The organism is Brucella rhizosphaerae (genome assembly GCF_002252475.1).
In the GTDB taxonomy this organism is placed as follows: Bacteria; Pseudomonadota; Alphaproteobacteria; order Rhizobiales; family Rhizobiaceae; genus Brucella; species Brucella rhizosphaerae.
In genome coordinates this window covers 223,020-236,950 of record NZ_NNRK01000035.1, presented here as the reverse complement: position 1 = coordinate 236,950, position 13,931 = coordinate 223,020, and the positions used below count along the sequence as shown (strand labels likewise).

Below are 13,931 nucleotides of genomic sequence, written 5' to 3'. Positions count from 1 at the left end.
AGGGTCGGCCCCAAATTCAACACTGGATAGTATTAATAACTTAATGCAATCTGATTGAAGCAGGCCCGGCATGACAGGCAACTCGCCGTTCGACACGGCAGAAACATGATTGCAGAAGGGAAACACAGAATGCTGCGATTTCCATTCACTCTGGGACGAGGAATGCGCGCCAAGATTACAGCAACCGTTGCGGTGGCAATGCTTGTATCTGGTCTGACGACCGGCAGCGCTTTGGCTGATGCCAATTTTCGAAAATGGGTTTCCAGTTTCCGCACAACAGCGATCCAGAATGGCGTATCCCCATCGACGTTCGACCGCGCATTCAGAGGCGTCGAATCGCCCGATCCTGAAGTTTTGCGCAAAGCCCGCTTTCAGCCGGAATTCAGCGAACCTGTCTGGAACTATATCGACAATCGCGTGAATGAACATTCCGTGGCTGTCGGCCAGAGCATGGCGAAAAAATGGGGCCCATGGCTCCAGCGCATAGAACAGCGCTTTTCAGTTGACCGCAATATCCTGCTTGCCATCTGGTCGATGGAAAGCAATTACGGCGAGATTCTCAAGCGCGACGATGTCATGATGGACACGATCCGTTCGCTTGCCACACTGGCCTATGCCGACCAGCGCCGTGCCAAATTTGGCCGCACTCAGCTGATCGCCGCTATGAAAATCCTCCAGACTGGCGATATTGATCGCGGTCACCTGACTGGTTCGTGGGCCGGAGCGATGGGTCACACCCAGTTCATCCCGACGAGCTATCAGGCTTATGCAGTCGATATGGATGGCAATGGCAAGCGCGATATCTGGAACTCGGTTCCTGATGCTCTTGGCACCGCCGCCAACCTTCTGCACCGCAATGGCTGGCAGCCCGGCCGCACATGGGGTTATGAAGTTGTACTTCCGGCCGGACGCAAGTTCCCATCTGGTGCGCTTTCCGCAGCCGAATGGCAGAAGCTCGGCGTTGTTCGTGCCAATGGCCGCCCTTTCCCGGATGCCAATGAGAAAATCACTCTGAAAGTCCTCGACGGTCGCCAGGGACCCGCTTTCCTGATGACCAAGAATTTCTTCATGATCAAACGCTATAACAACGCCGATAAATATGCGCTCGCAGTTGGCCTGCTTGCAGATCGTATCGGTGGTTATCAGGGTCTGCGTCAGGATTGGAACCGTCCTTTCACCCCCATCACCATGAACGAGCGCGAAGAATTGCAGACGCATCTCAAAGCTCTCGGCTATTATGATGGCAAGATTGACGGCAAGATCGGCTCGACATCGCGCAAAGCGATCGAGGCTTTCCAGCAACGCAATGGTTTGCAGCCAGACGGACATCCAAGCGCCGAAGTGCTTACGGTTCTCCGTCGTCGTTAAGAGCCACTTTAAAGCAAAGGAGCGTACATCAAATGTACGCTCCTTTTTCTTTTTGATGATCAGCGCTACTATTCTGGAAGCATGAAGGTGAGAGCAATGCAGGCAGAGCAGTTCAAAAGCACAACCGGCAGCGTTTTGAGGACGATGCTCGTTACCTTTGCAATAGCGCTGACTTCCTTGTCTTCCGTATCGGCACAGGAACGGCCTCGCACGATTTTTGATCTCTTGTTCGGACCAAAGCAGGCGCAACCGCAACGCCAGTATGAACAACCAAAACCACAACGCGTGCGCCCTGCAAAACCCAAACGCGCACCCAAGGCAGCCACCCCGACTGTACGATCTGCTAATGTTCCGGCTCCACAACCTGAAATCAATTTCGTAGAAAAGAACCCTGATGCCAAAAAGGTTCTGGTTGTCGGCGACTTCATTGGCAACGGTCTGGCGGAGGGGCTGGACATCGCCTTTGCGTCCAGTACCGACATGCAGATCGTGAGCCGCATCAATGGTTCATCCGGCTTTGTGCGCGATGACCATTTCGATTGGCCTGCAAATATCGGTAAAATTCTCGAAGAGGAAAAGCCTGCAGCCGTGGTCGTGATGATAGGCTCCAACGACCGGCAGGCGATCACCGTCAAAGGACAAAGCCTGACCGCCCGTTCACCAGAATGGACAGCTGAATATCAAAGCCGCGTTTCCAAATTCACGAAGGCAATCACGGATAAAAACTATCCGCTGATCTGGGTTGGGCAGCCGCCATTTCGTCCTCGCGGCATGTCGCAGGATATGCTGGCGCTCAATGAAATTTACCGCACCACATCCGAAAAGGCAGGCGCGAAATTTATCGATGTTTGGGATGGCTTTGTCGATGAGGAAGGCAATTTCAGCCAGACCGGCTTTGATATCAACGGCCAGACCGCGCGTCTGCGCGGCAATGACGGTATCAACACCACATCTGCTGGCAAACGCAAGCTCGCCTTCTATGCAGAAAAACCTCTGAAAGCTCTGTTTGGCGGCAACAAGGATAGTGAGCAACTGCTCCCGGCGGCTGGAACGCAGGATCCTTCAAAGCCTGTAGACCGGATTGCTCCGGTCAGTCTGCGTGACATTGATCGCGACAATAGCGGTGTTTTGCTGGGTGGCGTACTGGCTTCGCGCAAGAAGGACGATAAAAAGCCGTCCACCGAGCAAAAAAACGCGCCCGGGCGCGCCGACGATTTCTCCTGGCCACAACAAAGCGTAAATCCCTGAATAATAAGATTATTCGCGATCAAGCCATCAGGGATTGGCCGCAAATGCCGTGAAATATGCGGTATTTCTCAGCCTAAATGCTATATTTCTCGCGGTTCACATTTCAGATGAGCTCGTCTATCAGAAGATCGCGCAGTCCAATCTGGCCTTAAGGCATTTCCAGCAAACGTGCGAAGCGGTTTTGCGTTGGATGCTGCGTAAGAACTGAATAGTGAGATGCGGTTCCAAAGATTCAGTCTTAGCCGGAACCGCTCGAAGCGCGTCGCTGCATTGCATAAGAGGCATCTGAATGAATATTGCATCGAAGCCTCCCGTTGAAAACAACCGGGAGGAGGAACCCCATCTTGCACGCAATCTGTCCAATCGACATCTCCAGCTGATCGCTATTGGCGGCGCTATCGGCACAGGCCTTTTCATGGGCTCCGGCAAGACAATCTCGCTGGCCGGCCCATCCATTCTGCTGGTTTATGCGATCATCGGCTTCATGCTGTTCTTCGTGATGCGGGCACTTGGCGAAATCCTTCTTTCCAATCTGGAATACCGCTCCTTCGCCGATTTCGCGGGTGACTATCTCGGTCCCTGGGCGCAGTTCTTTACCGGCTGGACTTACTGGTTGTGCTGGATTGTAACCGGCATCGCCGATGTGGTGGCCGTATCAGGCTACGTATCGTTCTGGTATCCGGAATTGGCTCTTTGGGTCCCGGCACTGGGTCTTATCGGTGTGCTGCTGCTGCTCAACCTGCCGAATGTGCGCAATTTCGGTGAAATCGAGTTCTGGTTCGCGCTCATCAAGATCGTCGCCATTGTCGCTTTGATCATCGCGGGCGTTTACATGCTTTCGACAAGCTTCATGCTGCCCAATGGTACCAGGGCATCGGTCGAGCATCTGTGGTCACATGGCGGGTTCTTCCCCAACGGCTTCTTCGGCTTTGTCGCTGGTTTCCAGATAGCTGTTTTTGCATTCGTCGGTATCGAGCTGGTCGGCACGGCTGCCGCTGAAACCGAAAATCCGATGCGCAATCTGCCAAAGGCGATCAACTCTATCCCGATCCGCGTCGTACTTTTCTATGTTGGTGCGTTGTTCGTCATCATCACGGTCATTCCTTGGGATCAGGTCGATCCTAACTCCAGCCCGTTCGTGGCTATGTTCTCGCTTGCAGGCCTCGGCATTGCAGCGCATGTCGTGAATTTCGTGGTGCTAACCTCGGCAACGTCGAGCGCCAACTCCGGCATCTATTCAACCTCGCGTATGATCTACGGTCTGGCGACGGCGCGTCTGGCTCCGAAACTACTCGGCAAGCTCAACAGCCGTAAGGTGCCAGTGAATGCACTGTTCTTCTCCTGCATTTTCCTGCTTGCAGGCGTTGTGCTGCTTTATGCGGGCCAGAGCATCATCGAAGCATTTACAATCGTCACGACGATTTCAGCGCTTCTGTTCATCTTCATCTGGTCAATCATTCTGGCGTCCTACATTCAGTACCGCCGCAAGCGCCCTGATCTGCATGAACAGTCGACCTTCAAGCTGCCCGGCGGACGCGCTTCTGTCATTATGGTTTTTGCCTTCTTCGCCTTCATCCTTTGGGCGCTGGCACAGGAACCGGATACAGCCGTTGCGCTGAAAGTGACGCCCGTCTGGTTTGTGCTTTTGGCAGTTATCTATCTGATAGTTCGCAAGAAACGCCAACAAGACTAAAACGCAAAAAGCCCGGCTTAGCGCCGGGCTTTTTTATTACGCAACCGTTCTTGATCAGCGTGGCAATACAGACGAACCCATCAGATCGGCGTCAATCGCATGCGCTGCCTGACGGCCTTCACGGATGGCCCACACAACCAGCGACTGGCCGCGACGGACGTCACCAGCTGCATAGAGCTTGTCGACATTGGTGCGGTAATCATGCTCATTGGCCTTCACCGAAGTTCCGCCGCGGCGATCCGTTGCGATTTCCAGCTTCTCGCCCAGTTCCCTGAGCACGCTGTTATCTGCCGGACCGAAGAAGCCGATAGCGATGAATGCAAGATCAGCCTTGATGTAGAATTCAGAGCCTGCAATCGGCTTGCGCTTATCGTCAACCTGGCAGCACTTCACATGGGTCAGCTTGCCGTCTTCGCCGACAAATTCGAGTGTCGCTACCTGAAACTCGCGATTTGCACCTTCTGCCTGACTGGAAGAAGTACGCATCTTGGTGGCCCAATAAGGCCAGACGCTAAGCTTGTCTTCTCTTTCAGGCGGCTGCGGGCGAATATCGAGCTGTGTGACGTTGACAGCGCCCTGACGGAAAGCCGTTCCGACGCAGTCGGAAGCCGTATCACCACCACCAACAACGACAATGTGTTTGCCGCCAGCGAGAATTGGCGCTTCATGCCACGCAACCGATTCAATGTTTTCACGGCCAACGCGACGGTTCTGCTGAACCAGATAAGGCATGGCATCATGCACGCCTTCAAGGTCCGCACCCGGAATGCCCGCAGGACGCGGCTTTTCCGAACCGCCTGAATAAAGCACAGCATCATAAGTATCGAGCAGACCGCGCAGAGGCTTGTCGACACCGATATTTACGCCGCAAAGGAAGCGAACGCCTTCGCCTTCCATCTGCGTGACGCGACGGTCGATGAGATGCTTTTCCATCTTGAAGTCTGGAATACCATAACGCAGCAGCCCACCCGGACGGCTTTCGCGTTCATAGACGTCGACCATGTGTCCGGCACGCGCGAGCTGCTGCGCTGCAGCAAGACCCGCAGGCCCCGAACCGATGATTGCGACCGACTTGCCCGTCTTCTGTGCTGCAGGCTGTGGCACGATATGACCAAGCTCATAAGCCTTGTCACCCAGTGCCTGTTCAACCGTCTTGATTGCAACCGGTGCGTCTTCAAGGTTCAGCGTGCAGGCTTCCTCGCAGGGAGCCGGGCAGACGCGACCCGTGAATTCAGGAAAATTGTTGGTCAGATGCAGGTTGCGGATCGCCTGATCCCAGTTGTTGTTATAGACGAGGTCGTTCCAGTCCGGGATCTGGTTGTGTACGGGGCAGCCCGTCGGACCATGACAGAACGGAATGCCGCAATCCATGCAACGTGCCGCCTGCTTCTGCACTTCACCATCCGTCATGGGAAGCGTGAATTCGCGGAAGTGACGAATACGATCCGATGCAGGCTGGTACTTTGCTACCTGCCGGTCGATCTCAAGAAAACCAGTTACCTTACCCATTTTATGCTCCTCTCGCGGTGCGAGGCTCCCAGCGTCGCGCGCCTTTCAAGGCGCGCCGAAACGCCGGTCAAGATTTGTGACTTTTATTCCGCTGCAACGCCGATCTGCATGCATGCGCTCCATCTCTTCCAGAGCGCGGCGATATTCGACCGGCATGACCTTCACGAATTTCGGGCGATAGCTCTCCCAATTATCGAGAATGTCCTTGGCGCGCGTTGAGCCGGTGTAATGCAGATGATTGGCAATCAACTGCACCAGACGTTCTTCGTCATGGCGCGTCATGTTTGCCGAGACATCTACACGGCCCTTGTGCATCAGGTCACCGCCGTGATGGTGCAGCTTTTCGAGAATATCATCCTCTTCCGGCACCGGTTCCAGCTCGACCATCGCCATGTTGCAGCGCTGTGCGAAATCACCAACTTCATCAAGCACATAGGCGACGCCGCCCGACATGCCTGCTGCGAAGTTACGGCCAGTCTGACCGATAACCACGACAACACCGCCGGTCATATATTCGCAGCCGTGGTCACCCACGCCTTCGACAACCGTAACAGCGCCGGAGTTACGCACCGCGAAACGCTCGCCTGCCACACCGCGGAAATAGCACTCGCCTTCAAGCGCACCGTAAAGCACGGTATTGCCTGCGATAATCGAGTCTTCAGCCACAATACGCGTATCTTCTGGCGGACGTATGACAATGCGGCCACCCGAAAGGCCTTTGCCGATATAATCGTTGCCATCGCCGATCAGATCAAACGAAATACCGCGGGCGAGGAACGCACCGAAGGACTGACCAGCCGTACCGCGAAGGGTAACGGCAATCGTATCTTCCGGCAGACCCTTGTGGCGAAAGCGCTTGGCCACCTCACCCGAGAGCATGGCACCTGCCGAACGGTCAACGTTCTTGATGTCGACATCGATTTTGACCGGCGTCTTGTTTTCGAGCGCAGGCAAGGCCTGAGCAATCAACGTGCGATCAAGAACGTGTTCAATCGGATGATGCTGACGTTCGGTCCAGTAGATTTCGTGCTTCTCGGCTTCTGGCTTGTAGAAGATACGGCTGAAGTCGAGACCCTTGGCCTTCCAATGATCAATCATGTCCTGCTTTTCCAGAAGATCGGTTTCACCGATAATCTGTTCAAGCTTGGTAAAGCCCATTTCAGCCAGCAATGCGCGCACTTCTTCAGCCAGATAGAAGAAGAAGTTGATGACATGTTCTGGTGTGCCCTTGAAGCGCTTGCGCAGAACCGGGTCCTGCGTAGCAACGCCCACAGGGCAGGTGTTGAGATGGCATTTGCGCATCATGATGCAGCCGGCAGCAATCAGCGGAGCCGTCGAGAAACCGAACTCGTCAGCACCAAGCAGTGCTCCGATAATCACGTCACGACCGGTACGAAGACCGCCATCGACCTGAAGGGCGACACGCGAACGAAGACCGTTCAGCACCAGTGTCTGGTGGGTTTCGGCAAGACCAATTTCCCATGGCGAACCGGCGTGCTTGAGCGAGGTCAGCGGAGACGCACCTGTGCCGCCATCATAGCCCGACACCGTGATATGATCAGCGCGTGCCTTGGCAACACCAGCCGCAACCGTACCAACACCCACTTCGGACACCAGCTTGACCGAAATATCGGCCGCCGGATTGACGTTCTTCAGATCGTAGATCAGCTGTGCCAGATCTTCGATCGAATAGATGTCATGGTGCGGCGGAGGCGAAATGAGACCAACACCCGGCGTCGAGTGACGCGTCTTGGCAATCGTCGCATCAACCTTATGGCCCGGCAGCTGACCGCCTTCACCGGGCTTTGCTCCCTGTGCGACCTTGATCTGGATCATGTCGGAATTAACGAGATATTCTGCCGTCACACCAAAGCGGCCCGAGGCTACCTGCTTGATTGCAGAGCGTTCAGGGTTTGGTGTGCCATCCGGCAACGGATAGAAACGGTCTGGCTCTTCACCGCCCTCACCCGTGTTGGACTTGCCGCCAATGCTGTTCATGGCACGCGCAAGTGTGGTGTGTGCTTCGCGCGAGATCGAGCCGAAAGACATGGCACCCGTCGAGAAGCGCTTGACGATATCAGCAGCCGATTCAACCTCGTCAATCGACACTGGCTCGATATCACGTCCCTTGGCGAAGCGGATATCGAACAGACCACGAATGGTTTTTGCCTGCGCCGACTTGGAGTCGAGCATGCTCGTATATTCGGTAAATGTATCCGGGTTTGACGTGCGAACGGCGTGCTGGAGCTTTGCAACGGCATCCGGCGACCAGAGATGCGCTTCGCCGCGCATACGGTAGGCATATTCGCCACCCACTTCGAGTGCGGTCAGCAGAACCGGGTCGTTACCGAATGCATCGGTATGACGACGCACGGTTTCTTCCGCGATTTCTTCCAGACCAACGCCTTCAATGCTCGTTGCCGTTCCGAAAAAGAACTGATCGACAAAGCGTGTCTGCAAGCCGACAGCATCAAAAATCTGCGCACCGCAATAGGACTGGTAGGTCGAGATGCCCATCTTGGACATGACCTTGAGAATGCCCTTGCCGATCGACTTGATGTAGCGCTTAACCACTTCATACTCATCGACTTCCGGCGGAAATTCACGGCGACGATGCATGTCGAGCAGCGTATCAAAAGCGAGATATGGGTTGATCGCTTCCGCACCATAGCCTGCAAGGCAAGCAAAGTGGTGTACTTCGCGCGGCTCGCCCGATTCAACAACCAGCCCAACAGACGTACGCAGACCCTTGCGGATCAGGTGATGGTGAACGGCAGCGGTCGCAAGCAATGCCGGGATCGGAATGCGATCCGGACCAACCTGACGATCCGACAGGATAACGATGTTGTAGCCGCCATGTACTGCCGCTTCCGCGCGGTCGCACAGACGCTCAATGGCTCCATGCATACCGCTCGCGCCTTCACCTGTGTTATAGGTAATGTCGAGCGTCTTCGTATCGAAGCGATCTTCCGTATGACCGATGGAGCGGATCTTTTCGAGATCACCATTGGTCAGGATAGGCTGACGCACTTCCAGACGCTTGCGGCGCGAGGTGCCAACCAGATCAAAAATGTTCGGGCGCGGGCCAATGAACGAGACAAGGCTCATCACCAGCTCTTCGCGGATCGGATCAATTGGCGGGTTCGTAACCTGTGCGAAGTTCTGCTTGAAGTATGTGTAAAGCAGCTTCGACTTGTCAGACATTGCCGAAATCGGCGTGTCCGTACCCATTGAACCAATGGCTTCCTGACCGGTGGTCGCCATAGGCGACATCAGAAGCTTGGTGTCTTCCTGGCTGTAGCCGAATGACTGCTGACGGTCGAGCAGGCTCACGTCCTTGCGCAGTGCACGTGGTTCGACCGGGTTCAGGTCTTCCAGAATGAGCTGTGTGTTTGCAAGCCACTGCTTGTAAGGATGCTTCTGCGCAATCTGAGACTTGATTTCCTCGTCAGAGACAATGCGGCCTTCTTCCATATCAATAAGCAGCATGCGGCCCGGCTGCAGACGCCACTTCTTGACAACCTTCTTTTCCTCGACCGGCAGAACACCCGCTTCCGAAGCCAGAATGACAAAGTCATCATCCGTCACAAGATAACGGGCCGGACGCAGACCGTTCCGATCAAGCGTAGCACCAATCTGACGACCGTCGGTGAAAGCAACAGCGGCAGGGCCATCCCATGGCTCCATGAGAGCTGCATGATATTCGTAGAACGCGCGGCGTTCGTCTGACATCAGCTTATTGCCCGACCATGCTTCAGGGATCAGCATCATCATTGCATGCGCAAGGCTGTAACCGCCCTGATGCAGAAATTCGAGCGCATTGTCGAAGCAAGCCGTATCCGACTGACCTTCATAAGAGATCGGCCAAAGCTTGGAAATGTCGTTGCCGAACAGTTCCGAGTCCACCGAAGCCTGACGCGCAGCCATCCAGTTGACGTTGCCGCGCAGCGTGTTGATTTCGCCGTTATGCGCAACCATGCGATATGGGTGCGCCAGACGCCATGAAGGGAACGTGTTGGTCGAGAAGCGCTGGTGAACGAGCGCCACAGCACTTTCAAAACGCGGGTCTTTCAGGTCGTTATAATAGCTGCCGACCTGATAGGCCAGGAACATGCCCTTATAAACAACCGTGCGCGCCGACATCGAAACGATGTAGAAGCCCTGATCGTCACCGTCGTTTTCCTGATAAATGCGGTTGGAAATGACTTTGCGCAGCACGAACAGGCGACGTTCAAAATCATCATCCGATTCAATCGTCGCGCTGCGGCCGATGAAAACCTGAACATGAAATGGCTCAGTCGCGGCAATATCGGGTGCCTTTGACAGCGAAGCGTTATCAACCGGCACTTCGCGGAAACCGATGAAGGTCTGACCTTCTGCAGCAATGACCTCCTTGACGATTTCCTCAATATGCGCGCGCAGTTCAGCATCGCGCGGCATGAAGAGATAGCCTACGGCATAATGGCCCGGCTGCGGCAGGTCGATGCCCTGACGCGCCATTTCTTCACGAAAGAAGCGATCCGGAATCTGGACAAGTATGCCCGCACCGTCCCCCATCAAAGGGTCGGCACCAACCGCACCACGATGGGTGAGGTTTTCAAGCATCTTAAGACCGTTCTCGACGATCTGATGCGACTTCTGGCCCTTCATATGCGCGATGAAGCCAACGCCACAGGCGTCACGCTCGTTGCGGGGATCATAGAGCCCCTGGGCGGGCGGGGTACCCGCGGAAGTTCGCGTTTTTCGGGTCGCAGCGGTGGAATTAGTCGCACCAGCTTTGACCGTTCCGTTCTGACCGTTGTGTAAATCCACATGCGATACAGATGGCGTCAAATGCGGCATCGTCATTCCCTCCAGTGAGCGCGCAACCCTGCGTGCGATACGATAATGAACCGGAACGGCTATTCGTTCCGTACTGATTTTCTCGCGCATCTGATCCGAAAACCGCTTCGCATTTTTCGGAATGCGCTTTAAACTTAGATATGTGGGAGCCTTATCGAAAAGGCGTTGGACGACGTTCCGTGGCCGACGGCTGAACCATCGAGAGGAATATTGTTTTGGCGCCTTAGTCTTTCAGGCTCGGACAAGCGACCTCAGCCCGCCATATGGCGCACCAAACTCCCCTGCCTCAAATGAATGCCGCCTGTTGCCGGGTTGTCCCGATCCGCACGGCACTCTCTTTCTGCGACTTTCGGAGACTCTGACCAGAAACCCAATCAGTCGCAGTGATGAATTGGACAGCAACGATGAATTAGTCAGCATTACTGTCCTAATCACGTATGACAGAATTCAAATTCGCTCACAAGATGGAAACATGATTTTTTCGACCCTATTGCGTAATAAAGTGTCGCAGACATTCATGATTTCATTATTTAATTGCGTTTACCGCCTGTTGCGTCAGTTTGGCGCGGCTGACGGCAGCTGTTGGAAGCTCCAAAAAGTCACAGCGCCTACGCGCTTTTTAACACCCGAAGGCCTTACACCTGTAACCGAGTCCGGTTATAGACCTCTCCTATAAGGTCATACTGCCAGCGGAGAACAACGTGCATTTTGCTTCAGACAACTGGGCAGGCGCCCACCCGAAAATCGCTGAAAGTCTTTCACTTCACGCCAATGGTTTTGCAGCGGCTTATGGTGCCAGCGAAATCGATAAGCGCGTGGAACAACGTTTCAACGAGCTTTTCGAACGTGAAGTGGCGGTCTTCTTCGTCGGCACAGGCACAGCGGCCAACTCATTGGCACTCGCAAGCGTCAACCGCCCGGGCGGTGTCTCGCTCGTCCATCGTGAAGCCCACGTGATCGAAGATGAATGCGGTGCACCCGAATATTTTACAGGTGGCGCACGCCTGCACCCGATTGATGGTGCAATGGGCCGCATCGATCCTGAATTACTCAAGCGCGAGCTCAAGCGTTTCAATCCTGCTTTCGTTCATGCTGGTCAGCCCATGGCTGTCAGCATCACACAGGCAACCGAAGTTGGTACGCTTTATCAGCCGGAGCATATTTCGACTATTTCGGAAATCTGTCGTGGTGCAGGTCTGCCATTGCATATGGATGGTGCACGCTTTGCCAATGCGCTTGTGTCGCTCGACATGACGCCCGCAGAAATGACGTGGAAGCAGGGTGTCGACATCGTCTCCTTTGGCGGCACCAAGAATGGTTGCTGGTGTGCAGAAGCGCTCGTCTTCATGGACCCCGCCCGCGCCAAGGACCTGCCCTTCATTCGCAAGCGTGCGGCACAGCTTTTTTCGAAAACACGTTTCATCGCAGCTCAGTTCGATGCTTATCTCGCAGATGATCTCTGGATTGATCTGGCGAAACACTCCAATGCGCTTTCGGCACGTCTCGCCCGCTATATTGATGCGTCGAGCCAGATGCGGCTTGCATGGAAGCCAGAAGCCAACGAGGTTTTCGCTATCATGAAGCAGTCTGTCTATGACCGCCTGCGCGACGCTGGCGCAATCTTCTACGACTGGAACCCGCCGCATTCCGAAGTCAATCGTATCAGCGAAGGCGAAATTTTCGCACGCTTCGTGACAAGCTTTGCCAATACTGAGGAAGAAGTCGACCAGTTCGGCAAGCTGATCGCTTAAGGATTTTCGGCATAAAGCGTGAGCTGGTTTTGCGCAGGAAAATGCGTAAAGACGCTCTCAAACAAAAGCGGCGCTGAATGCGCCGCTTTCTTTTTACACATCTCTCAGCAGTTAGTGGGCGGTCTTCGCCTCGATCTGCTGGGCATCAGCCGTCGATGCCTGGGTTACTTCAATCTTGCGCGGCTTCATCTGTTCAGGGATTTCGCGCTTGAGATCGATATGGAGCAAGCCATTTTTAAGGCTCGCACCGGCAACTTCGACAAAATCAGCAAGCTGGAAGCGACGCTCAAAAGCGCGCGAAGCAATGCCGCGATAAAGCACTTCACCGGCTTCCGAAGCGCCGTCTTCGGCCTTCTGGCCCTTGACAGTCAACTGATTGCGGTGGGCCTCGATCTCGATTTCGCTTTCTGAAAAACCTGCAACGGCCATGGTGATGCGATAGGCGTTCTCACCGGTCCGCTCGATATTGTATGGCGGATAAGAGGATTGCGACCCTTCCGGCGATGCAAGTGTATCAAGCATTGAGGAGAAGAGGCGGTCGAAACCAACGGTGGAACGATAGAGCGGGGAAAAATCAACGTGACGCATATGTAAGCCCTCCTTAAGAGCGACAAGAATGCATTATACTGGCGGCAGAACTCCCATTCTGGCGAATTCTTCATGCCGGCGGCCCCGTATTCGGCGACCGCAAAACTCATTTGGGAATGCTGGTTTTTCATTTCAAGGCCGGTTTGAAAGTGCTTTTCAGAAAACACCGCCAGCCTTGCTCGTGTAACAAGAGAATATAGTTACACGGCTTATCACCTGCCGTAACAACTCCTGATCGTTTGGGACCCGCAAATTGGGGGATTCGCTGTGCAATGAACCCAAAATGAACATCATCTTCGGCGAGCGTTCAGGTGCTTGGGGCTACACATAGGCCCAGAAATCACAATCGATTTCTGGGAAGCTCGATGTGTAGTTTCAAACATCAAAGCGTCCTTTGTGCGCCTGGAAGGACGCACGGCGCTCTGATGTCCCACTATGCCTGCTGAGAAGCGGGTTCATCAAAGGATTACGGTTATGAAAAAAGCTTTTCTTGCTTTTGCCGCACTTGCCACCGTCGCCACCGGGATCGCGACCACATCCCATGCAGCCGATAATGGGCTGCGTGTTCAGGTTCAGTATTACGACGATGACGGCTATCGCCCGCCGATGCCGCCGCGCGGTGGTCCACGCCCAGGCTGGGATGGCCCAGATCGCGGGCATGATCGTGGACCTGGCCGGGGACCCGGCCCAGGACAAGGCTGGGGTGATGATTATGGCCGCCGCGACACACTCGGACCGCGTCAGGTCGCTCGTTCGCTGCAACGCCGTGGTTACGATGTTGGCGATATCCGCCGTGATCGCGGCACCTACTTCGTGAGGGCCACCCGTCCGAATGGTCGTCGTGTGATCGTGGTCGTGGACGCTTTCAGCGGACGCATCATCGATGAGCGTCGTGCCGGGCGAGGCTGGTAGTTCAGCCAGCACCAACAGAT

Annotated in this window: 8 protein-coding genes; 5 read left to right on the top strand and 3 right to left on the bottom strand. The window is 54.8% G+C overall.

Features of this window, described 5'->3' with window-relative positions; translation table 11 throughout:
- Positions 1 to 129 precede the first annotated feature (129 nt).
- The 3 genes from CEV32_RS22705 (at position 130) to CEV32_RS22695 (ending at position 4,309) form a co-directional block, all read left to right on the top strand.
- A complete protein-coding gene (locus tag CEV32_RS22705) occupies positions 130 to 1,368 on the top strand; it encodes a lytic murein transglycosylase (RefSeq protein ID WP_094579392.1) in 1,239 nt (412 codons plus the stop codon).
- A 96-nt stretch (positions 1,369 to 1,464) separates the two neighbouring features.
- A complete protein-coding gene (locus CEV32_RS22700; RefSeq protein WP_094579391.1) occupies positions 1,465 to 2,616 on the top strand; it encodes an SGNH/GDSL hydrolase family protein in 1,152 nt (383 codons plus the stop codon).
- A 289-nt stretch (positions 2,617 to 2,905) separates the two neighbouring features.
- Complete coding sequence (locus CEV32_RS22695) at positions 2,906 to 4,309, top strand: amino acid permease (protein ID WP_094579390.1); 1,404 nt, start codon at positions 2,906 to 2,908, stop codon at positions 4,307 to 4,309.
- A gap of 54 nt (positions 4,310 to 4,363) precedes the next feature.
- On the opposite strand, the gene CEV32_RS22690 is transcribed toward CEV32_RS22695, so the two are convergent.
- Both CEV32_RS22690 and gltB read right to left on the bottom strand, forming a co-directional pair.
- Entirely contained in the window at positions 4,364 to 5,818 is a 1,455-nt protein-coding gene (locus CEV32_RS22690) for a glutamate synthase subunit beta (RefSeq protein WP_094579389.1), read from the bottom strand.
- Positions 5,819 to 5,863: 45 nt separating this feature from the next.
- Positions 5,864 to 10,660, bottom strand: a complete 4,797-nt coding sequence (gene gltB / locus CEV32_RS22685; RefSeq protein ID WP_143128865.1) for a glutamate synthase large subunit — start codon at positions 10,658 to 10,660, stop codon at positions 5,864 to 5,866.
- Positions 10,661 to 11,361: 701 nt separating this feature from the next.
- On the opposite strand from gltB, the gene CEV32_RS22680 reads away from it, so the two are divergent.
- Complete coding sequence (locus CEV32_RS22680) at positions 11,362 to 12,411, top strand: threonine aldolase family protein (protein ID WP_094579388.1); 1,050 nt, start codon at positions 11,362 to 11,364, stop codon at positions 12,409 to 12,411.
- A gap of 111 nt (positions 12,412 to 12,522) precedes the next feature.
- Here CEV32_RS22680 and CEV32_RS22675 read toward each other — a convergent pair whose 3' ends face one another.
- Positions 12,523 to 12,999: an Hsp20 family protein gene (locus CEV32_RS22675; protein WP_094579387.1), complete on the bottom strand. Its 477-nt coding sequence runs from the start codon at positions 12,997 to 12,999 to the stop codon at positions 12,523 to 12,525.
- 474 nt (positions 13,000 to 13,473) lie between these two features.
- On the opposite strand from CEV32_RS22675, the gene CEV32_RS22670 reads away from it, so the two are divergent.
- Entirely contained in the window at positions 13,474 to 13,911 is a 438-nt protein-coding gene (locus CEV32_RS22670) for a PepSY domain-containing protein (protein ID WP_094579386.1), read from the top strand.
- Positions 13,912 to 13,931 lie beyond the last annotated feature (20 nt).